Here is a 21,272-nt window from a genome sequence, read left to right on the forward strand (position 1 = left end):
TCACCACCGTGCCATGGCCGCTCGCCCCTCAGAGCAGGCGCCGTTCTCTCTCCAAAACTTTTTGCAGAACCTTCAGCACACTATCACGCTTCGGCTAAGGTCACGGCATGGATCCCAGGGTCTCCGCGACGGAGCTTCGCTCCTGCTTCGCCCAGGGATGACGAAGGTGAGGGGCCTCGGCCAGCCTTACGGTCTTGCCTCAGCGCGTCAATTGCTGATTCATCCAAGGCGGTTAGCCGCCTTTTCTCCCGACCTGATTCAACGACCTCGCATAACGATCCAAACGAAAGGACCAAGCCATGGCCACGACGAAACTTCTGACCGATGCCGAGGTCCAGGCGATTCCCGCCGTGAAGGCTGTGTTCGACGACATCCGCGCGACGCGCAAATCCGATTTCGTCAACAATTTCTGGCGTGGGCTGGCCAATGATCCGGTCTCGCTGAAGCGGGTCTGGGAGCAGCTCAAGGCGGTGATGGTCGCTGACAGCGCCATCGATCCGCTGACCAAGGAGATGATCTACATCGCCGTCTCGACCGCCAATGGCTGCTCCTATTGCGTCCACTCGCACACCGCCGCAGCGCGGGCCAAAGGCATGACCGACGCGCAGCATGGCGAGTTGGTCTCGATCATCGGGCTGGCCGGGCAAACCAACCAGATGGTGACAGCGCTGCAGATCCCGGTCGATCCGGAATTCGAGGTGAAGTGAGGTGAGGCGCGGCGCCTTCCCTTCTCCCCTTGTGGGAGAAGGTGGCCGAGCGAAGCTCGGTCGGATGAGGGGTGCTGGACGGATCGCGGCCTTGGAGACGTAAGTGCTTCAAATCGCTTGGATTTTCTCCGCCAAGTTTCTTCCAGCACCCCTCATCCGTCTCGGCGCTACGCGCCGATCCACCTTCTCCCACAACGGGAGAAGGGATGCGCGCTACACCGGCCGATAAACCTTCGCCGCAGTGTTCCAGAAAATATCCGCCTCGGCGGCCGCGCCATGTTTGCCTACGGCTGCGCGGTGCGCCCTGATCAGCTCGGCATGGCTGGTCCACAGCTTCTCGATCGGGAAGTTCGAGCCGAACATCAAATGGTCGCTGCCGAAGATGTCGATGGCGTTGTCGACGATATAGCCGATCAGCGCCGGGTCGTTGCGGTGGACGAAGGTGCCGAGGCCGGACAGCTTTGCATAGAGGTTGGGCGCCGCTGACAGCGTGCGCAGGCCGGACTTCCACGCCTCGGTGGTCTCCGGCTCCATGTCGGTCAGCATGCCGGCGTGGGTGAGGATGAAATTGGTCTCGGGGTTGTCGCCGACGAGCGTCAGCCCATCCTTCATCTGGGCGGGGAAAAGCTGCAGGTCGAAGGATAGGCCGTAATCCTTGAGCCGCGCGACATTGGCCCGCACCTTCGGGTCGATGACCTGATCGGCCGAGGCGGCGAAGCGGAAGGCCGGCGTTCCGTGCCAGTGCAGCTGCATGCGCACGCCGCGCAGCAGAGGGTATTTGATCAGCCGGTCGATCCGGGAACGCACGTCGTCCACGGTCATGTCGGCATAGCCGACGATGGCGTGCGGCCAGCCGGTTTCTTCCGCGGTCTTCTGCAGGAACGCGACCTCGTTCTCGAAATCCTCCTTGGCCCAGTTGGTCTGGACATAGACCGCCTTCTCGACGCCCGAGCCTTGCTGGTCGGCGAGGAATTCCTCGATCGGATAGTCGCGGCGGATCGGCTCGTAAGGGCCAAAGATGCGCGGCACCATCGGCCCGACCAGCCATGGCTGGTCCTTTTGGCGCCAGATGTGGAAATGCGCGTCGATCGCCTTCTGCATCACGAAACCCTCTTCCAGATTGCCGCGGCCGCAGGGGCGGGGCGGGCGAGCGACAGGATGAACTCGGTGAGGCCGGCGATCGACGAGCCGTCGACCAGATCGTCGAGCACCGGCAGGATGGTGCGAAGTGCTGCCGTGGCCGGCCGAAAACGCGGATCGCCGGCCAATGGCGTCGCCAGCGAAAGCCGAAAGGCGCGGGCGCTCAGCCGGCGTATCGCCGTCTCCAGCTCGGAATGGTCGCCGCGCTCCAGCGCATCCGACAGGATGACGATTGCCGCCCCGCGTGCAAAGGCGGAGAAGCGCGGCACCGATAGAAACGCGAGCAGCGTCGGTCCCATGCGGGTGCCGCCGTCCCAGTCGTCGACCTGGGCAGCGGCGCGGGCCAGCGCCTGGTCGCGGTCGCGAATGCGCAGCGGCGAGGTGATGCGGGTCAGCCGTGTGCCGAAAGTGAAGACCTCCGCCCGGTCGGCGCCTTGCACGGCCGCATGCGCCAGCTTGAGATAGTCCGAGGTGTAGAGCTTCATCGAGCCGGATACATCGATGAGGATGAGAAGCTTGCGCGGCACCGCCTGCCGCCGGCGCAGCAGCGGCGAGGGGATATCGCCGTCGGCGCTGACGATTTCGCGAAGCGAGCGGCGCAGATCGAGCTTGCCGCGCGCATGCGTGCGTACGGTGCGGAAGGAGCGGCGCGCGGGCAAAGCGGTGGCGAGCTTGCGGCGGAAGGCGGCAAGCCCGTCGCTGTCGCGATGGAACTCGCGGACGCTCAACTGTTCGCTGGCCGAAGACAATTCGCCGCCTTGCTCCTGGCGGACCACCTCGATTTCTTCGTCGCCCGTTGCACCATCGTCCTTGATGCGGGTTTCCTCGTCGGCCTCGCCTTCGACCAGCGCCGCGGCGTCGCCATAGAAATGGCTCCGGAAATGCGCCTCGAATTCGTCGCGGCGGTCGGGCGGCGGCGCCAGCGTGGCGAGGGCCGCTTCGCGGATGTCGGCCATCGAACGGGGACCGAGCAGGGTTACGGCCTGCATGAAGTCTAATACCTGCTCCGGCGCGACAGCAAAGCCATAGCGGCGGAGCAGCCGGCCGAAGCCGAGCATTGGGGTTGCGGCGCGCGGCAAGCTGACTTTGTTACACATGGCTGACAGGTCTTCGGCGTCGCGATCCTTCGCGCCCCCCTCTGTCCTGCCGGACATCTCCCCCACGAGGGGGGAGATTGGCAGTTTCGTTGGCGTCGCCCTTCCTGCAACATTGGAGATTGGCGAAAGCATTCGTGACTGCCAATCTCCCCCCTCGAGGGGGAGATGTCCGGCAGGACAGAGGGGGGCGCCGTAGAGCGCCAGTATTGTGGAAAGAGGCGGGTCGATTGCGCATCACGCCAGCGCCTCCTCGACAATCTTGCCGAGCTCGGGCGCGATGCAGGAAAGGTCCTCCTCGTCTTTGATCAGCACGCCAATGGCCCGGCGGAAGGCTTCCGGCCAGGGGCTGCCGCCCTTTTCGAGGATGGTGGCGGCATTGGCCCATTCGACCGCCTCGGCGATGCCTGGCGGCTTGGCCAGCGGACGCGCGCGGATGTCGCGCACGGCGGAAGCCACGGCGCGCGCCGTGGCCTCGGCGACGTCGCCGGCGCGCAGCATGATGATCTCGGCCTCGCGAATGGCGTCGGGATAGGTGATCGAGTGGTAGACGCAGCGCCGCCGCAGCGCTTCGGCCAGTTCACGGGTGCGGTTCGAGGTCAGGATGACGATCGGCTGCGCCGTCGCGCGAATGGTGCCGCGCTCGGGAATGCTGATCTGGAAATCGGACAGGAATTCCAGCAGCAGCGCTTCGAATTCATGGTCGGAACGGTCGATTTCGTCGACCAGCAACACGCGCTTTTCCGGCGCCTTCAGCACCTGCAGCAGCGGCCGCGCGATAAGGAAACGGTCGTCATAGATGTCGACCTCGTGCTCGCCGGCATGGCGGATGGCGAGCAGCTGGCGCTGGTAGTTCCACTCGTATAGCGCATGTGCGGCGTCGATGCCTTCATAGCATTGCAGCCGCACCAGATCGCGCCCGAGCAGTTCGGCTATCGCCTTCGCCGCTTCGGTCTTGCCGACGCCAGGCGCGCCTTCGAGCAGCAGCGGCTTGCCCAGCCGGATCGCCAGGAAGATTGCGGTGGCCAGGCTTTCATCGGCGAGATAGTGCGAGGCGGCGAGGCGGGACGCCATCGCCTCCGGCGAGGTCGCGACTGTCTCTGCGCTTGAAGTCCGGGCGCTTCTCTTGGGCATTTCCAGCACTCAGTTCGGGGCTTGCGCCTTCAGCGCCCGCAGGATGCGCTCCGGCGTGATCGGCAGCGTGTCGATGCGCACGCCGACGGCGTCGAAGACGGCATTGGCGACCGCCGGGATCTGCGGGTTGGCGCACATTTCGCCCGGCCCCTTGGCGCCATACGGCCCGTCCGCCGAGGGCCGTTCCAGCACGATGATCTCGGTTTGAGCGAGATCCCCAGGACCCGGCATCAGATATTGGTTGAAGTCGGTGCCGCCATGGTCGCGATTGGGATAATAGGGTTCGGTCGTTTCGTAGAGCGCATGGCTGATGCCCATCCACGAGCCTCCGACGAGCTGCTGCTCGACCATTTTCGGGTTCAGCGCGCGGCCGATCTCAAAGACGTTCTTCACGGTCAGCACGGTGACCTCGCCGGTCTCGTCGTCGACCTCGACCTCGGCAACCGTGCAGGCGTGGGCGTAGCAGGTCGACGGCTTCATCGCGCCGGTTTCCTTTTCGGGATAGGAGCGGGGGATCAAAAACATGCCGCGGCCGGAAATTGAACGACCGCGCTTGAAATGCGCCGACAGCGCGACATCGAAGATCGAGATCGATTTCTGCGGCGCGCCCTTGACCAGGATGTTGCCCTGGCCATCGGTCTCGAGGTCGGACGCATTGACTTCAAGCTCCTCGGCCGCCACTTCCAGCATCACCTGGCGGGCTTCCCTGGCCGCCTGGATGACTGCATTGCCGGCGCGGTGCGTGCCGCGCGAGGCGAAGGTGCCCATGCAATGCGGGCCGGTGTCGGTGTCGGCGGTGTCGACGACGACGCGGTCGGTCGGCACGCCGATCGTCTCGGCGCAGATCTGCGCCATGATCTGCTTCATGCCCTGGCCGAGATCGACGCTCGACAGCGTCACCATGAAATTGCCGGTCGGCGTCGAATGGACCAGCGCCTGGGTCGGGTCGCCGCCGAGATTCATGCCGGTCGGATAGTTGATCGCGGCGACGCCGCGTCCGCGCCTGATCGCCATCTCAAACTCCCTTCGCGTAAGACGACATCGCCATGAATTTTTCTGCCACGGGCCAGTTGGCGGCGCGCGAGGCTTCCTGCATGCACTCGATCAGCGCAGCACCCTCGGTCGGCTGCCGATGTGCTTTCATGTCGCCATCGCGATAGGCGTTGATGAAACGGAATTCGAGCGGGTCCATGCCGATCAGCCGGGCGAGCTTGTCCATCTGTACCTCCAGCGCGAAATCGCCGATCGTCACGCCGAAGCCACGCATCGCAGAGGACGGGGTGCGGTTGGTGTAGACGCAGTAGGTGTCGATCCAGACATTCGGGATCGTATACGGGCCGGGATAATGCCCGGCGCCCTTCTGCGCGCCGTAGGGCGAATGGCGCGAATAGGCGCCGGCGTCGGTGTAGCCGGTCACTTTGCGCGCGACGATGCGGCCGTCGTTCATGACGCCGTCCTTGATGACGACTTTCTCGGCGGCGCGCGGCGAGGAAATCTGCATCTCTTCCTCGCGGCTGTAGATAAAACAGACCGGTCGTCCTGTTATTTTGGCGCCAAGGATGGCGATCGGCTCGACGATGACGTCGACCTTGCCGCCAAAGCCGCCGCCGACAGTGCCGCCGACGAAATGCAACTTGTTGCCGGGCATCTGCAGGATGATCGAGGCGTTATCGAGAGTGAAGAACATCGCCTGCGTGTTGGTGTAGCAGGTGAAGCGGTCGTTGCCCTCCGGCGCGACGATGCAGCCGGTCGTTTCGGTCGGCGCATGCTCGATCGGTGAAGACTGGTAGGTCTGTTCGAGCACGTGGTCGGCTCCTGTAAAGCTTGCCTCGACATCGCCGAAGCGCACCTTGCGGCATTCGCCGCTGTCGTAGAGGTAATAATTCCGGCCATGGTACTCATTGACGATCGGCGCGCCGGGCTTCAGCGCTTCCTCCATGTCGAAGACGGCCGGCAGCACTTCGTAATCGACCTTGACCTTGGCGGCGGCTTCCTGCGCGGCGCGCTCGGTCTCGGCCAGCACCGCCACCACGGCCTCGCCCTTCCAGCGCACCTTGCCGTCGGCCAGCACCGTCTCGTCCTCCGGCCCGATCTGGATCAGGATCAGGATGGTGTAGACATTGTGCGGCACATCCTTGGCGGTCAGCACCTTGACGACGCCGGGGTGCTTTTCCGCCTCTGACGTATCGATGCTGCGGATGCGGGCGTGATGATGCGGGCTGCGCACCATCTTCAGGTGCAGCATGCCGGGAAAATTGCGGTCGGCGAAATAGGCGGTCTTGCCGGTGACATGGCCGGGCGAATCCGATCGCGGCCGCGGCTGGCCGATCTCGTGCAGATCGTCCTTGCGCTGGTCGGCGAAATAGCTCTTGCGGAGTTCCATTTTCTTGACTCCCCTCAAGCCGCGTTCTGCGAATTGGAGCGCGCGGCGCTCAGCACAGCCTGGATGATCGGCTCGTAACCGGTGCAGCGGCAGATATTGCCCGACAACGCCTCGACCACGTCCTCGCGGCTGGGGTTCGGGGTTTGGTCGAGCAGCACCTTGGCGGCCATGATCATGCCCGGCGTGCAGAAACCGCATTGCGTGGCGAAAGCATCGAGGAAAGCGCGTTGCAGCGGATGCAGCACGCCGCCTTCCGCCAGTCCCGAGGTGGTGGTGACGGTTGCGCCGTTGCAGGTCTCGGCCAGCGTCAGGCAGGACAGCCTGAGCTCGCCGTCGATGATGACCGAGCAGGCGCCACAGGTGCCTTGATGGCAGCCGCCCTTCGGCGAGGTGTCGCCGATCTTGTCGCGCAGCGCATGAAGCAGCGTTGTGCCGCTGTCGATGAATTCGGCCTTTTCGGCACCATTGAGCGTGAACTGAACCGGGACCTTTGCCATCTTTTTACTCCTTGCGCCGCAGCCAGGCGGACATACGCGCCACGGTCTTTCAGGCGAGCAGCAGCCGGCCGAGATGGACCGGCAGGACTTCGTTGCGATACCAGGCACTGGCGATCGGATCGGTTCGCGGCGAAGTGCCGTCGCGGGCAACAGCCAGTGCCGGTGCGATGCCCTCGCTCGTGAGTTCCCGGCCAATCAGGGCCTTCTCCGCCGCCCTGGCACGGATCGGCCGGTCGGCCATGCAGCCGAACGCGATCCGCGCTGACGACACGGTGCCGTCCGGTGCGTGCTCCAGCACGGTCGCGATGCTCAGCACCGAAATGCCCTTTGGCTTGACCCTCGACACTTTCAGGAAGCGAAAGCCGCCTTCCTTCGGAATCGTGAAGCCGACCGCAGTGACGATGGCGTGGTTGCTTTCGCGCTTTGCGAGGAATGTCTCAATCGGCAGCTCGCCGTCATCGGCGCTGACAGTTGCATCCAAAGCCAGCAGCGCAACGGTGAAATCGCCGTAAGGCGTTGGCGCGAAGAGATTGCCGCCGACGCTCGCCATGTTGCGGATCGCCGGGCCGCCGACGGCGCGCGCGGCGTGGGCAAGAGTGGCCAGATCCGGGTGACGGGCGATCGCCGCCATGGTCACCGAGGCGCCGATGCGGACCGTGCCGCCGGAGACGCTGATGGCCGACAACGCCGGGTCGGTCGACCTGACGAAACCGGAGATCGACACGTCGCCTTCATTGACGGCGCGCACGACCAGTGTGCCGCCACCGAGATAGTGGGTGCCGGCGGCTTTCAGCGCCGCGCCGGCGTCCTTCACCGTTGGGAAAGTCTGCAGTGCAAGCGCCATGGAACGCTCCCTTTTTCGGGCTTAGTCCGTCATTCAACTCTGGCCGGCAAAGTGGTTCTTCAGGGCGTTGAACCCGCCCTGGAAAACATTGGCGCCCATGCCTTCGGCCAATTTAGCGGCTTCCTCGGGAGCGGCGTCGAAGCTGGCGGTCCATTCGGCATAGGTGCGGTCGCCGTCCGTCACCCGCCGCAACTGCAGCGTCGACTTGTGATTGGTCAGCGGCTGCGGCGTCTCCAGGATGGCGTAGCTGACGAGGAAGTTCTCGTCGGAGAAATCGAGCAGCTTTTCGCGGAGGCGGGCGCCGCTGGCGAGCTGGAAATTGCGCACGCAGCCGATCGTGCCGGCATCCTTGCCGTCCTCGATATGGCTTTCGACCATGCGCGGGTGCCAAGTCGGCAGACCGTTGAAGTCGCGTATGCGCGCCCAGACCTTTTCGACCGGTGCGTCGATGACGCTGGAGATGGTGACTTTCGCCATATGATCGTTCCCTTGCAAATCAGCTGCTTGGGAGGGTAGGGCGGCGGACTTGGCGGCGCTTATCAATGCGTCTTGAACGCCTATCAATTAGTCTGAAAAAACGGGCGCTCAGCTGATCGCCCGCGCCGCCTCGCGGTAAAGCGTCGGCGGGACGCCGACATGGTCGCGGAAGAAGCGCGAGAAATTGCCTTGCGTGGTGAAGCCGAGATTGCAGGCGACCGAGATCAGCGGCTCCTGCGACCACTGCAACTGCCGCACGGCTTCCTCCATGCGCAGCGTGTTCCAATAGACGTTGGGCGTCAGATTGGTCTGTTCCTTGAACAGGGCGAAGAAATGCGGCCGCGACAGGCCGACGCTGCGCGCCACGTCGTCGAAGCAGATACGCTCGCAGACATTGGCTTTCATCAGCCGGATCGCCTTGCGGACGCGGAAGTCCTGCATGGTGTTGACGCGGGCGCGCACCGTCTGCGGTGCGGAGGCATCGGCGGCGTCGAGTACGCTGTCGATGAAGCGCTCGATCTCGTAGTTGGCAATGTCGTCGATGCTCTCATTGTCGCTGAGATGATCGAGAAGGTTGGCCGCTGCCTTGTGCAGCCAAGGCTCGAGCGTGATTGCCGGGGCGGAGAACAGCGGCGCGGCGGAAGGCAGCTCGCGGCGTTTTCGAGCCCAGTCCGGATCGATGTAAAAGGCGAGGAACAGGCCGGGCGTGCCGTCGCGGGACAGAGCGTGGCTGTGCGGCTGGAAGGAATTGATGCCGGCGGCAGTGCCCGGTCCAAGCCGCACCGTCTCACGGCCGATGGTCATCTCGCCGGCGGTGCCTTCCAGCCAGATGATGATATGCGCCTCGACATGGGCATGGGTGACGAAGTCGCTGGCGACGTTCAGGACAGAAACATGTCCGAACCGGCCCCAGTAGAGCCTGATCGCTTCCGTCATGGGTATATCCTCCCGCAGGCGACTGGCCTCCCTTCGCCTGCTGCGAGCGATTGTGCGGCTCAGTTCGGGCTTGCGTCAAGACGGATGTGCACGTCCGGGCGCCGGCCATGCGCCGCAGCGGCGGATTTTCAGACTCGGCGATAGGAGCGCGTCCCCTTCTCCCCCTGTGGGAGAAGGTGGATCGGCGCGCTAGCGCCGAGACGGTTGAGGGGTGTTGGAAGAAATGAGGCGATGCCAAGCTGGAGCACCCCTCATCCGTCGCCTTCGGCGACACCTTCTCCCACAAGGGGAGAAGGGGGAGGCTGCGCTTGAACGTCAGTCGTTGCGCCTGAAATTGCGGATGCGGTCGAACAGCACCGCCAGCAGGATGGCGCCGCCGATGAACACGCCTTGCCAGAAGGCATTGATGCCGAGCAGGCCGAGGCTGTTGCGGATGACCTCGATCAGCGCCGCGCCGACGACCGCGCCGAAGGCGGTGCCCATGCCGCCGGCCAGGTTGGCGCCACCGATGACGGTGGCGGCGATCACCTGAAGCTCCATGCCGTTGCCGAGATTGGTGGTGACCGCGCCCAGCCAGCCGGTCTGGATGATGCCGGCAAGGCCAGCCGCCATTGCCGAGATCATGTAGACGACGACCTTGATCTGGCGCACCGGAACGCCGGTCAGCGTTGCCGCATGCTCGTTGCCGCCGATGGCGAAGATGTGCCGGCCGAATTTCGTCCAGCGCAGCACAAAGCCGGTGATCAACGCCAGCACGATCATGTAGAGCACCGGATTGGCGATGCCGAACACCCAGGCGCCGCCGCCCAGCGCCAGCAGCTTGTCGTGATCCGGCCCGAACTGGAAGACGACGGTGTTGTTGGAGGCGACCATGGCTAGGCTGCGCGCAATCGACAGCATGCCGAGCGTCACCACGAAGGGCGGAAAGCCGAGATAGGCGATCAGAACCCCGTTGAAGGCGCCGATGATCAGCGCTGTCGCGATCGCAGCGCCAATGCCGATCTCGATGCCGTAGCCGGCATGCATGGTCACGGCCAGCACCATCGAGCACAGGCAAAGCACCGAGCCGACCGACAGGTCGATACCGCCGGTGATGATGACGAAGGTCATGCCGAGCGCGACGATGGCGACGAAGGTGACGTTGCGGGTGATGTTGTAGAGGTTCTTGGTCGTGGCGAAGGAATCCGTTGCCACCGACAGGAACAGGCAGGCGAGGATGACCGCGATCACCACCCAGAAGGTCTGGCTGGCAAACACCTTGCTCAGCAAGGTGTGCTGCTTGTGCGCGATCGTCTGATCAAGGGTGACTGCCATTATCGACCTTTTTTACTCATGTTTTACTCATGGTTGAGGCGTCAATCAAACCTGTTCGATGGCGCCGGTGATGAGCCCGGTGACTTCCTCCGGCGAACTCGATGCGATCGTCTTGTCGGCGACCTTGCGGCCGCGCCGCATGACGATGACGCGGTCGGCGACGTCAAAGACGTCGGGCATGCGGTGGCTGATCAGCACGACGGCGATGCCCTGGTCGCGCAAATGGCGGATCAGGTTCAGCACCTCGGCGACCTGGCGCACCGAGATCGCCGCCGTCGGCTCGTCCATCAGCACGATCTTGGCCTGCGAAAGCATGGTGCGGGCGATCGCCACCGCCTGCCGCTGGCCGCCCGACATTTGCTTGACCAGGTCGCGCGGGCGCGTTTCGGATTTCAGCTCGGCGAAGATCTGACCGGCACGCTTGTACATCGCGGCATAGTCGAGGATGCGAAGCGGCCCGAGGCCGCGGCGCAATTCACGGCCGAGATAGACGTTGGCGGCGGCCGTAAGATTGTTGCACAGTGCCAGATCCTGATGGACGATTTCGATGCCGTGCTGGCGCGCCTCGACCGGCTTGTGCAGGATCAGCTCCTTGCCGTCCATCTGCATCGTGCCATGGCTCGGCGGGAAATTGCCGGCGATCATCTTGACCAGCGTCGACTTGCCGGCGCCGTTGTCGCCCATCAGACCGACAACCTGTCCGGCCTCGATCGACAACGAAACGTCGTTGACCGCCTGGATGGCGCCAAAATGCTTCGAGATGTTGGTGAGTTCGAGAACCGCCACCAGCCTTCTTGCCTCCCCGTGCTTTGCGGCCTGCGGTTCTGCCGCGGCCTTTCGCTCTCCCCAGTTCCTCCCGGAGGCAGCGATTTTGCCCATTTACGCATAAGCCACCTTGGCGTCAACCACGGCTTCTTTCGAAAAATCAGTTTTGTAGGACAAATAGCATTGACGTCGGTGACAAGGCGATATTAGCTAAGTGTCGGAGGAGCTTGCGCCGATCTCCCGGGTTGCCGGAAGGAATCGGTGAGGGTTTGTCGGTCAGGGATTTGGCAGCCAGCAATATCTGTCGGTGCCGGTCTGAGACTGAAGATGAAAATGCTTATCGACCTGGCTTGGCGACACGAGTGCGACGTCCTCTGTCATCTTGCTCCGGGTCGGTCTGTGTGTGGCGGGCACGCCGTGTCCGTTTGTTTCAAAGGGAGGACTGACATGAGGAAATCACTATTGCTCGCTGCCGCCGCCGTCATGGCGTTGGGTGCCGGGCCGGCTATGGCCAAGAAACAGCTCGTCATCGTGGTGAAGGGTCTGGACAATCCATTCTTCGAGGCCATCCACCAGGGTTGCGAGAAGTGGAACAAGGAAAACGCCAGCTCGGAATATGAGTGCTTCTACACCGGACCAGCGTCGACCTCGGATGAGGCCGGTGAAGCCCAGATCGTCCAGGACATGCTGAGCAAGCCCGATACGGTGGCAATGGCGATTTCGCCATCGAACGCGCCGCTGATCGCGCAGACGATCAAAAGCGCCAATCCGTCGATCCCGATCATGACCCTCGACGCCGACCTCAGCAAGGAAGATGCGGCGCTGCGCAAGACCTATCTCGGCACCGACAATTACCTGATGGGTCACAAGATCGGCGAATACATCAAGAAGGCCAAGCCGAATGGCGGCAAGATCTGCACCATCGAAGGCAATCCGGCCGCCGACAACATCCTGCGCCGCGCGCAGGGCATGCGTGACGCGCTGTCGGGCAAGGACGGCCTCGCGGCGCTGGCAGGCGAAGGCGGCTGGACGGAAGTTGCCGGCTGCCCGGTGTTCACCAATGACGACGGCGCCAAGGGCGTGCAGGCGATGACCGACATCCTCGCCGCCAATCCCGATCTCGACGCCTTCGGCATCATGGGCGGCTGGCCGCTGTTCGGCGCTCCGCAGCCCTACCGCGACCTGTTCAAGCCGATGGCCGACAAGATCGCCAGCAACGCCTTCGTCATCGGCGCCGCCGACACGATCGGCGACGAGGTGGCGATTGCCCGTGACGGACTGGTGACCGCGCTGGTTGGCCAGCGGCCGTTCGAGATGGGCTACAAGGCGCCCTCGGTGATGATCGACCTGGTCGACGGCAAGCCGGTCGCCGATCCGGTGTTCACCGGCCTCGACGAATGCACCAAGGACACCGTCGACACCTGCATCCAGAAGTAGGTCGGCAATTGCGGGGCGCCCTTCGACGGGCGCCCCGTTCGCACTGTCCATACAAAACGCACGAGGCGACGCTGCTTTGGAGCGTAGGCCGCTGCCTTGTCGTGCCCTGAGTTCAGGCTTTCGACAAGCAGTTGCCGGGGAATACCAATGCCGGACGCGACATCAAAAAAGCGACCCGCCAAATTCAAGGCAGAGCCTGGGCGGCCGGCCGTCGTTCGGCGTGCCGATGCCGCACACTTTCCCGGCTCGAGCGTGCATGCCTCGCTCGCCAACGAAATCGGGCTGAGGATCGTGCGCGGCGATTATCCGCCGGGAACCATCCTGCCCAACGAAGCCAAATGGTCGGAGACCTTCGACGTCAGCCGCTCGGCGGTGCGCGAAGCCATAAAAATGCTGATGGCCAAGAGCCTGCTTGCCTCGCGCCCGAAAATCGGCAGCTGGGTCGAGCCGAAGGAGCGCTGGAACCTGCTCGATCGCGACGTGCTGGCCTGGTATGCGACCTCGCCGGACCGCGAGGTGTTCCTCAGGACCGTGCAGGAGTTCCGCCACATCATCGAGCCGGAGGCCAGCGCCTTTGCCGCGATGCGGCGCACCGACGAGCAGATGGCCGAGATCAGTCAGGCCTGCCGCGAGATGGGCGAGGCAACCAATCTGCAGGAGCGCACGCGCGCCGACACGCGGTTTCACCTCGCCATCCTGCGCGCCTCGGGCAACGATCTGCTGGTGCCGCTCGGCGTGCTGATCGAATCGGCGCTCGACCATTTGTTCCAGTTCGTCACCCGCGAGACCAGCGATCAGCGGCGGGCGCAGGCACTGCACGAGGCGATCGAGAAGAACATCCGCCTGCAGCGGCCCGCCGCAGCCCGTGCCGCGGTGCACAGGCTTCTTGCCAACACCGACGACGTTATCGGCCGGTCGCGGCGGTGATTTATACCGCAAAGTCCGGCGCCGCCCCTCATCCGGCTGCCGCCACCTTCTCCCCGTATAGTGACGGGGAGAAGGGGCTGGCCGCGATCTTGGCACACTCTTTTGCAATGGAAATAGTTGGCGAAATCATCAGCGAAAGCGTCCTTCTCCCCGTCACTATATGGGGAGAAGTGCCCGGCAGGGCGATGAGGGGCGGCGCTGGCGTTGATTGAAAAATAGCGCGCCGTGCGCATTGCCCATGCGCTTAGATCGTCTGCATTTTTCGCATCCTTGGCCGGCATGACGTCGACACCGTTGAGCTTTGTGCGACCGGGGGGCATATTTTGTTCTTGCTTTGTGCCGGCAGCTATGCTACTAATTTCGGTGTGGTGCTAATTGGCTCCAACGACCCGCCCACCGAGGCGGGTTTTTTGTTTCTGGCTTTCTCTTCGATCGGACGTTGCGTGTTGCAATGCACCGACTTTTCGACAACACCGACGACGTCATCTGCCCGGTTGCGCTATTGATTTGTCATATAGGTTGGTGCTGCCCCTCATCCGGCTGCCGCCACCTTCTCCCCGTATAGTGACGGGGAGAAGGGGCTGTTCTTGCAACGCAGGCAGTTGGCTTGCAACGCAGGCAGTTGGCGAAATCATTGGCGAAGGCGTCCTTCTCCCCGTCACTATACGGGGAGAAGTACCCGGCAGGGTGATGAGGGGCAGCGCCGGCCTCGATTGAAGGCAGTGTACCGGGCGTATCGCACAAGCCTCAGATCGTCTGCTTCTTGCCATCCCTGGTCGGCATGAGGTCGACGCCGTTGACCTTGCCGATATGCGTCGCCAGCATCGGCACGTACTGATCGGCGGGGCCGGTGGCAAAGGCGCCGGCGAAGGCGTTCTTGGTGGCGTTGCCGAGCGGGTTGGCGATGCCGGCGGCACCCGCCATCGATTCGAGATAGGTGAGGTCCTTGAAGGCATTGGCGATGGTGAATTTGTGCGCGTCGCGGTCGCCTTCCAGCGTCCAGCGCATGAAGGTCTGGTAGAAGCCGCAATCCATGCGGCCGTTGCGGATGACGCTGTCGAAGCGCGGCGGCGAGATGCCGACCTTCTGCGCCAGCGCCAGCGCCTCGGAATAGATCGCGGCGTAGCCGAGCGAGATGAAATTGTTGAGCAGCTTCATGCGATGGCCGTCACCGGTGTCGCCGATATGGACGATACGCCCGGCCCAGGTTTCGAGCACCGGCTTCAGCCGGGCAAAGACCGCATCGGGCGCGCCGACCATGGCATCGAGCGTGCCTTCCCAAGCCTCTTTCGGGGTGCGGCTGAGCGGGGCATCGACATAGGCGACGCCGAGCCCCTTGAGTTCGGCGGCCAGCGCCACCGTCGAAACGGGATCAGAGGTCGAGCAGTCGACGACAACCGATCCCGGCTTCAGGCCTTCCTTGAGACCGCCTGGGCCGCGGATGATGGCTTCGACCTCGCGCGAGCCGGTGACGCAGATGAAGACGATATCGGATGCCGCCGCGACGTCGCGCGAGGTCGCCGCTTCCCTGGCACCGCGGCCGAGCAGGTCTTCCGCCGGCGTGCGGTTCTTGCGGCCGAGAAACGTCAGCGGATAGCCCTTGTCGACGATGTTCTTCGCGATCCCGTGCCCCATCAGGCCAAGCCCGATGAAGCCGATCTTTTCGCTCGCGGCAGTCGTGTTCATGTCGTTTCGTCCTATTTTGCAATGATGGATGACGGCGCTGCACCTTGCCGGCGAATTGTTGAAGCGGGTTTTTGCCGCACGCCATGGCAGGCGATTGCAGAGTTCGATATTGTCTGACAATACACATGAATCTTAGGGAGAGCAAAATGACGAAGCGGATCATGTTCACCGGCGGCAGCGGCAAGGCCGGGCGCCACGTCGTGCAGTATCTGGTCGAGCAGGGCTGCCAGGTGCTCAACATCGACACCAAGCCGCTCGACAATCCCAAGGTGCGCACGCTGATCACCGACATCACCGACAGCGGGCAGGTGTTCAATGCGCTGTCGAGCTATATCGGCCTGCACGAATTCGACCCGTCGCTGCGTACGCAGCCGGTCGATGCCGTGGTGCATTTCGCGGCGATCCCGCGCATCATGATCACGCCCGACAATGAGGTGTTCCGCATCAACGCGCTCGGCACCTACAACGTCATCGAGGCCGCGGTGAAACTCGGCATCCGCAAGGTGGTGATCGCCTCCAGCGAAACGACCTACGGGCTGGTATTCGCCAACGAGCCGCGCAACCCGACGCATTTTCCGCTCGACGAGGAGTACGACGTCGACCCGATGGACAGCTACGCGCTGTCCAAGGTCGTCAACGAGAAGACCGCGCGCGCCTTTGCCCTGCGCAGCGGCTTCGACATTTATGCCTTGCGCATCGGCAACGTCATCGAGCCGCATGAATATTCGCTGTTTCCGAAATGGTTCGCCGATCCGGGTTTCCGCAAGCGCATCGCCTGGAGCTATATCGACGCGCGCGACCTCGGCCAGATCACGCTGCACGCCATCGAGAAGGACGGGCTCGGCTATCAGGTGTTCAACGCCGCCAACGACGACACCTCGTCCGACCTGCCGACAGCCGAACTGCTGAAGCGGTTTTACCCCGATGTGCCGGTCAAGGCCGAACTTGGCGACTACGAGACGCTGCTCTCCAACCGCAAGGCGCGGGACATGCTCGGCTTCCGGCCGGAGCACAGCTGGCGGAAATACGTCAAGACGAGCTGACCGGGGGTAGTGTCTCAGTTTGAAGTCTGACGGAATGCAATATGCATTTCCCATATCGGGCCGACCCTCTATATGCTTAGCGGAAAGCATGAGGTGGTGGCGATGGAAAACGCACAGGAATTGAGCCCGCATTTGAAGTGCGCTGTAGAGTTGGAACTGACCGGCCCTAACGTAGGCACGTTAAACAAATGGGCAGCAGATGCCTTGCGCGCGTTGGCCGACCGCTTAGAGCGCGGAGAGTTCGAAGACGGGTTCAGCGACGCGAAAGATAACGTTGGGAAGAAAATCGGGTCGATCTACGTAGATTACTCTGAGACGAATTTCTGATGCCCACCGGACCTAGTCAATGGACGACCTTTGCGAGAAGATGGACGCCGTAGCGCCTAAGCCGGGCAAGCGCGGACCATACAAAAAGCACATTGGGTAACCATTGCTGCCATCTTGCGGTTCCACATGAGAACCAAATCAGGTAGAATCCTATGTCTCTGGGGGAACGGGCGATGCCATCGACTATCGACGTAGCGCAATATATTTTGGAACATCGTGGCCCGATGACGGTCATGAAAATGCAAAAGCTGGTATACTACAGCCAAGCTTGGTCCATCGTTTGGGATGATGCACAGATGTTCCCCGAGCCAATCGAAGCATGGGATAATGGTCCGGTAGTCAGAGCGCTGTGGGAAGCGACGCGAGGCCATTTCAGAGTGGACAGCGTACCCGGCGGGAATAGCGATAATGTCCGAGGTGTTCAGCAAGACACCATTGCTCTTGTGCTGGACTTTTATGGCGACAAAGACGCTCAATGGCTTAGCGATCTGACGCACATGGAAGCACCATGGGCCGAAGCTTACGCGAGGGGTCGCAACACCGAAATTACTCTTGACCGCATTTCGGAGTACTATTCTACGCTTTCCAAAAATGTCGAAGCGTGAAGCTCGCATTGCTCGGGATGTAGAGGCAAAACTCAAAGAGCAGGAAAAATCTGTGCGCCTCCGGGAGAGAATCCCGGTTGGTGGCGTTCGTCTAGGCGTCGGCATCTCCGACGCGAAGCAGGTTCGCACAGGTGCCGATCCTGGGTCCGTATTCTCTATGCAAATGACTTGGACATGCGAGAAGCCTGACCGCGAACATTCTTGGTCATGGGGCGTCCCTCGGGCTTGGTCAGATGCCGATTGGGATGGCCTTATCCTTCCAAAGCTCGCGGAATGGGCGAAACTGACTTGGGGAGAAATTGACCGACCATCTTCCGATTCCGGCCACAAGATGCATCACAACATGGACACGGCCGAAATTTGCGATGAAGCCCAATGCCGAATGATTGAAATCGAGCGGTATGCTGACGTGGTTTTCCGCTTCCGCCTTGGGAATAAGCGTCGGCTGTGGGGCCATCGTATAGTCAACAAATTTGAAATTCTCTGGTTCGACCCGACCCATCAGATTTATCCGACCGACCCAGACTGAATTTCAAACTGAGACACTACCTGACCGGGGCACCTGACGCGGAACCGGCACTGGGCCAGCCCCGAATTGCTTGTCATGACTCCAGGCTCACACCCCGCTACGACCGATGCGCGCACACCCTGCGTTCAGGCGTTCGCCGTCGGGTTCATCCATACGATTTCCCAGACGTAGCCATCCGGGTCTTCAATGTGGCGGTTATACATGAAGCCAAGATCCTGTGCCGGGTTGGGATCGGCGCGACCGCCCGCCGCGACCGCGCTGGTCAGTGTTGCATCGACGGCGTCGCGGTTATCGACAGTGAGGGCGATCATTGCCTGGCTGTCGCGCTGTGCGTCGCCGATTGGGCGTGTGGTGAATTCGCGGTAGTGGTCATGGGTCAGCAGCATCACCCCGATCGTGTCCGAGAACATGAGCGAGGTGGATTTCTCGCCCGAAAACTGCGGGTTCACAGTGCCGCCTAGCGCCACGTAGAACGCCGTCGAGGCCGACAGGTCACGGACAGGCAGGTTCACGAAAATCATTTTGGGCATCGATTTCTCCTTCTCCAGGGCTGCGCGCTGCGCTATTGTCTTGCCGCAATGTAAGTAGTTGCAATGTATCTTGATTGCAAGATACATTTTGCCGAGGGAATATTTGCCATGGATCGCGCCGAGGCCGCAGCTAAGGAATGGGCCCGCGAGCGCCCCGATCTTCCGTTGCTACCTGTTGAAACGGTAGGCCGTCTGCTTGATGCCGCCGCGCGGGTTATCCGCGATCACATGAACCCGTTGCTCAAAGAAGCTGGCCTGAATGTAGGTGAGTTCGATGTGCTCACGCCGCTCAGGCGCGCCGGTGAACCCTATACGCTCTCACCTACACAGCTCTACGAATCGGCAATGATCTCCTCGGGCGGCATGACGAGCCGCCTGGATCGGCTGGAGCGCGCTGGGCTGGTTGAACGACGCCCCGATCCCAACGACCGGCGCGGCAAGCAAATTGCGCTGACGACTGGCGGCAAGCGCGCGATAGATGATTTGATCGGTCCAATGGTGGCGCTGGAAGAGCAATTAATCTCCGTGCTGACGCCGTCGGAGCAGGAAACTCTTAACGCTCTACTTAAGAAATTGCTCACCGGCCTTTGAATTAGAAATTGTTTTGTCGTTCACGGAAACGCCGAACCGATCTATATTTTTTGTTTTGAGGCAATTCCGGGCGGAAAATCGTTTCACACTTTTCCTGGAATTGCTTCAGGTCGTTGTCCACGTCGGCAGTCACCTCTGCCTCTGTATCAACGAGTCCTGACCCTACTTGTCCTTCCAGAATTCGGCCTGGAGTTGCGCCGCTTCATCGGCAAGCAGCGGGCCGACGACTTCAGTCGGACGCTGCCCGGCTTCGAAGACGATCCTGCAGGGCAGGTCGAGCGTGGGATTCTCGACATGTGCACCCGTCAGCCGCTTGAGGTCATGTTCGCTCTGCCCAAAGACGACCCGTCCGATGCCCGCCCAATAGATTGTCCCGGAGCACATCGCGCAAGGTTCGGCCGACGTGTAGAGGGTGCAGGAAGCCAGCTTTTCGAGACTGACATTCATCCCCGCCCACGAGGCCAGCAGCCTTTCGGCATGAGCGGTGCGGTCGCCGCCGCCGGCTTTGTAAGCGTTGGGCTGCTCGCGCAACACATTGCCGTCCTTGTCAGCGAGCAGCGAACCAAAGGGATGTTCGCCAGCATCGCGGGCCTTGCGCGCGACTTGGAACGCCTGACGGAGCAGGCGCTCGTCATAGGGGCGTTGTGGCATCGGCAGATCCTCCGCCGCTTGACCATAGTGCCGAACAATCCGCCGACACAAGTCAAGAACCTAGGCGGTAGTGTCTCAGTTTGAAATTTGAATCAGATCGTTGGCCAAAGTGCTGTGATGTTCTGGCATTCCGCAGAGATGTCATTGAGGCGCTGTTTGGTTGCCTTCACACCGGGGAAAACGGTCCCAGAGGCAACGTCAATGACTTGGCAAAACGCCGCATTAACGACGCCGTCACCATAGCCGACAACATGAAGGCGGCAATATTCGTTGACTGCCGCCGAGACGAAGCCGGCCGATTCAGCGGTGTGAGGATGCGACTTGGAAAAATGGAACTTCAGCGCACCAATGTAGAGTTTTCCCTTGATCGTGGCGCGCAACACGATTTCAGGGCGTACGGAGATTTCGACACTGTGGAAGGTCAGCTTTGCCGGCGCGTGAGCGCCTAATTCTGGCTCACCGTCCATAAGGTCGATGTCGTCCAACATCGTGCCGAAGCGTTCCAAAGCGTCGATGTTGGCGTTAATACGTCGCGCGGTCCCGACCTTATCCGGGGTCAACTGTTCAAGAGAATGAAGGACCGTATCCAAGGGAGAGGGGTTGATGGCGCCAGCGGCGATGTAGGACGCAACCGCGTCGCTCGCTTCCCTATGGTACATGCCCATTTGAAAATCGGGGTCTGGATACTTGCGGTCATGCAGAATTTTCCGCTGCCTCGCCCCTTTGCTGATAATGTACTCGCCAAGTTTGTTGACGGAAATTGTAGGTTTGTTAACCACAGGTGCCCACCCTTCCACGAAGGAGACGAATCATGACGTTCCAAGCAGTCGCTACTCTATCGAACCGTGAGAGTTTGTGTATCTGCGAAATAACAGATCATGAGGCGGACATTGCGCGGCAGGATAACCCTGATTTCGATCAGTTCGGCCTATACCTGGTTGCTGTAGATAAAGAAGACCCAAAGGCACCGGGCCGCGTTTTGGCCAAGTTCGCATCGGAGGATGCGGCGAAAAGTCTAGCCAAATTCTTTCGCCTGCACGGTGCATTGGAGGCGGCTTAGGCTTGCACTTTATAAGGTCCGCGCTTGCCCGGCTTCGGCGCAATGGCGTCCATCTTCTCGCACAAATCGTCTATCGACCAACGCGTCTGCGATACGCCAGCCGCCATTGTCGGCGTCATTTTCAGCATCCTGTGCAACCGTATAGATCGCGACCATGTGGACATGGTTGTCGAACTTCTCAGGTCGACGGGAATTCTCCGTTAAGCTATTGAGTCGAAATGTCACACCCCTTGCCATAATGCGGTATTGACTTATATGTCAATTCGCGCTGCAATAAAACGGCACGTCCATGGTGGTCGGCTCTTCCCTTTGGAGATGACGATTGCAAGTGATCCCGTCCAAAGAGGTTTGTTCTATTCGCCAGATGTTGAGGCTCTCATGGAAGGGCCTTGGACTTCGCCAAAGTGCGGCTCGCGCGTGGGGCTTCTGCGAGGCGACCTGGAGTCATTTGTTAAGGGCGAAAGAGTTTCAGTATGCCTAAAACCCTACACCGCAAAGGAAGCGTTCCTAGGCAGACTAGACCGCCCGGAAGATGAAGTCTGGGATATGAGAAGCCGTACAGCCAGTCCGGGCCTGCGCCTATTTGGAAGATTTG

At 61.7% G+C, this 21,272-nt stretch carries 24 protein-coding genes; 8 read left to right on the forward strand and 16 right to left on the reverse strand.

The window, feature by feature from the left end; all coding sequences use genetic code 11:
* Positions 1-299 precede the first annotated feature (299 nt).
* On the forward strand, positions 300-707 hold the full coding sequence (locus NKJ73_RS27385; RefSeq protein ID WP_352571735.1) for a carboxymuconolactone decarboxylase family protein: 408 nt from the start codon (positions 300-302) through the stop codon (positions 705-707).
* 213 nt (positions 708-920) lie between these two features.
* Here NKJ73_RS27385 and NKJ73_RS27390 read toward each other — a convergent pair whose 3' ends face one another.
* From NKJ73_RS27390 to NKJ73_RS27440, 11 genes are all read right to left on the reverse strand, one after another.
* Complete coding sequence (locus tag NKJ73_RS27390) at positions 921-1,808, reverse strand: amidohydrolase family protein (protein WP_352571803.1); 888 nt, start codon at positions 1,806-1,808, stop codon at positions 921-923.
* Entirely contained in the window at positions 1,808-2,944 is a 1,137-nt protein-coding gene (locus NKJ73_RS27395; RefSeq protein WP_352571736.1) for a vWA domain-containing protein, read from the reverse strand. The genes NKJ73_RS27390 and NKJ73_RS27395 overlap by 1 nt, the downstream gene beginning before the upstream one ends.
* A gap of 234 nt (positions 2,945-3,178) precedes the next feature.
* Positions 3,179-4,015 (reverse strand): AAA family ATPase, encoded by an 837-nt coding sequence (locus tag NKJ73_RS27400; RefSeq protein WP_352571737.1) that lies wholly within the window; start codon positions 4,013-4,015, stop codon positions 3,179-3,181.
* A 69-nt stretch (positions 4,016-4,084) separates the two neighbouring features.
* The gene (locus NKJ73_RS27405) at positions 4,085-5,089 is read right to left on the reverse strand and encodes a xanthine dehydrogenase family protein molybdopterin-binding subunit (protein ID WP_352571738.1); all 1,005 of its coding nucleotides are present in this window, start codon (positions 5,087-5,089) and stop codon (positions 4,085-4,087) included.
* A gap of 1 nt (position 5,090) precedes the next feature.
* A complete protein-coding gene (locus NKJ73_RS27410) occupies positions 5,091-6,458 on the reverse strand; it encodes a xanthine dehydrogenase family protein molybdopterin-binding subunit (protein WP_352571739.1) in 1,368 nt (455 codons plus the stop codon).
* A 14-nt stretch (positions 6,459-6,472) separates the two neighbouring features.
* Positions 6,473-6,955 (reverse strand): (2Fe-2S)-binding protein, encoded by a 483-nt coding sequence (locus NKJ73_RS27415; protein WP_352503850.1) that lies wholly within the window; start codon positions 6,953-6,955, stop codon positions 6,473-6,475.
* A gap of 49 nt (positions 6,956-7,004) precedes the next feature.
* Positions 7,005-7,799: an FAD binding domain-containing protein gene (locus NKJ73_RS27420; protein WP_352571740.1), complete on the reverse strand. Its 795-nt coding sequence runs from the start codon at positions 7,797-7,799 to the stop codon at positions 7,005-7,007.
* 33 nt (positions 7,800-7,832) lie between these two features.
* On the reverse strand, positions 7,833-8,276 hold the full coding sequence (locus tag NKJ73_RS27425) for an SRPBCC family protein (RefSeq protein WP_352571741.1): 444 nt from the start codon (positions 8,274-8,276) through the stop codon (positions 7,833-7,835).
* Between the two features lie 108 nt (positions 8,277-8,384).
* On the reverse strand, positions 8,385-9,212 hold the full coding sequence (locus NKJ73_RS27430) for a helix-turn-helix domain-containing protein (RefSeq protein ID WP_352571742.1): 828 nt from the start codon (positions 9,210-9,212) through the stop codon (positions 8,385-8,387).
* A gap of 315 nt (positions 9,213-9,527) precedes the next feature.
* Positions 9,528-10,526 (reverse strand): ABC transporter permease, encoded by a 999-nt coding sequence (locus tag NKJ73_RS27435; RefSeq protein ID WP_352453761.1) that lies wholly within the window; start codon positions 10,524-10,526, stop codon positions 9,528-9,530.
* Positions 10,527-10,571: 45 nt separating this feature from the next.
* On the reverse strand, positions 10,572-11,312 hold the full coding sequence (locus NKJ73_RS27440) for an ATP-binding cassette domain-containing protein (RefSeq protein ID WP_023675804.1): 741 nt from the start codon (positions 11,310-11,312) through the stop codon (positions 10,572-10,574).
* A 426-nt stretch (positions 11,313-11,738) separates the two neighbouring features.
* Here NKJ73_RS27440 and NKJ73_RS27445 point away from each other — a divergent pair, with 426 nt between their 5' ends.
* Both NKJ73_RS27445 and NKJ73_RS27450 read left to right on the forward strand, forming a co-directional pair.
* Positions 11,739-12,728, forward strand: coding sequence for a sugar-binding protein (locus NKJ73_RS27445; protein WP_023675805.1), 990 nt, complete (start codon positions 11,739-11,741; stop codon positions 12,726-12,728).
* Between the two features lie 147 nt (positions 12,729-12,875).
* On the forward strand, positions 12,876-13,655 hold the full coding sequence (locus tag NKJ73_RS27450) for a FadR/GntR family transcriptional regulator (protein ID WP_023675806.1): 780 nt from the start codon (positions 12,876-12,878) through the stop codon (positions 13,653-13,655).
* A 747-nt stretch (positions 13,656-14,402) separates the two neighbouring features.
* On the opposite strand, the gene NKJ73_RS27455 is transcribed toward NKJ73_RS27450, so the two are convergent.
* Positions 14,403-15,341, reverse strand: coding sequence for an NAD(P)-dependent oxidoreductase (locus NKJ73_RS27455; RefSeq protein WP_352571743.1), 939 nt, complete (start codon positions 15,339-15,341; stop codon positions 14,403-14,405).
* A gap of 146 nt (positions 15,342-15,487) precedes the next feature.
* On the opposite strand from NKJ73_RS27455, the gene NKJ73_RS27460 reads away from it, so the two are divergent.
* The 3 genes from NKJ73_RS27460 (at position 15,488) to NKJ73_RS27470 (ending at position 17,316) form a co-directional block, all read left to right on the forward strand.
* Positions 15,488-16,384, forward strand: a complete 897-nt coding sequence (locus NKJ73_RS27460; RefSeq protein WP_352571744.1) for an NAD-dependent epimerase/dehydratase family protein — start codon at positions 15,488-15,490, stop codon at positions 16,382-16,384.
* Between the two features lie 102 nt (positions 16,385-16,486).
* The gene (locus tag NKJ73_RS27465) at positions 16,487-16,711 is read left to right on the forward strand and encodes a hypothetical protein (protein ID WP_352571745.1); all 225 of its coding nucleotides are present in this window, start codon (positions 16,487-16,489) and stop codon (positions 16,709-16,711) included.
* A gap of 173 nt (positions 16,712-16,884) precedes the next feature.
* A complete protein-coding gene (locus NKJ73_RS27470) occupies positions 16,885-17,316 on the forward strand; it encodes a Panacea domain-containing protein (protein ID WP_352571746.1) in 432 nt (143 codons plus the stop codon).
* Positions 17,317-17,545: 229 nt separating this feature from the next.
* On the opposite strand, the gene NKJ73_RS27475 is transcribed toward NKJ73_RS27470, so the two are convergent.
* Together NKJ73_RS27475 and NKJ73_RS27480 are read right to left on the reverse strand one after the other, a co-directional pair.
* Entirely contained in the window at positions 17,546-17,818 is a 273-nt protein-coding gene (locus tag NKJ73_RS27475; protein ID WP_352571747.1) for a hypothetical protein, read from the reverse strand.
* A 152-nt stretch (positions 17,819-17,970) separates the two neighbouring features.
* The gene (locus NKJ73_RS27480) at positions 17,971-18,375 is read right to left on the reverse strand and encodes a VOC family protein (RefSeq protein WP_352571748.1); all 405 of its coding nucleotides are present in this window, start codon (positions 18,373-18,375) and stop codon (positions 17,971-17,973) included.
* 108 nt (positions 18,376-18,483) lie between these two features.
* On the opposite strand from NKJ73_RS27480, the gene NKJ73_RS27485 reads away from it, so the two are divergent.
* A complete protein-coding gene (locus NKJ73_RS27485) occupies positions 18,484-18,966 on the forward strand; it encodes a MarR family winged helix-turn-helix transcriptional regulator (protein ID WP_352571749.1) in 483 nt (160 codons plus the stop codon).
* Positions 18,967-19,128: 162 nt separating this feature from the next.
* Here the strand turns inward: NKJ73_RS27485 and NKJ73_RS27490 are convergent, their stop codons facing one another.
* A complete protein-coding gene (locus NKJ73_RS27490) occupies positions 19,129-19,617 on the reverse strand; it encodes a nucleoside deaminase (RefSeq protein WP_352571750.1) in 489 nt (162 codons plus the stop codon).
* 92 nt (positions 19,618-19,709) lie between these two features.
* Positions 19,710-20,396, reverse strand: a complete 687-nt coding sequence (locus tag NKJ73_RS27495) for a hypothetical protein (protein ID WP_352571751.1) — start codon at positions 20,394-20,396, stop codon at positions 19,710-19,712.
* A gap of 32 nt (positions 20,397-20,428) precedes the next feature.
* On the opposite strand from NKJ73_RS27495, the gene NKJ73_RS27500 reads away from it, so the two are divergent.
* Positions 20,429-20,677 (forward strand): hypothetical protein, encoded by a 249-nt coding sequence (locus tag NKJ73_RS27500; protein WP_352571752.1) that lies wholly within the window; start codon positions 20,429-20,431, stop codon positions 20,675-20,677.
* Positions 20,678-21,272: the final 595 nt, after the last annotated feature.

Source organism: Mesorhizobium sp. M0074 (assembly GCF_040322975.1).
Lineage (GTDB): Bacteria > Pseudomonadota > Alphaproteobacteria > Rhizobiales > Rhizobiaceae > Mesorhizobium.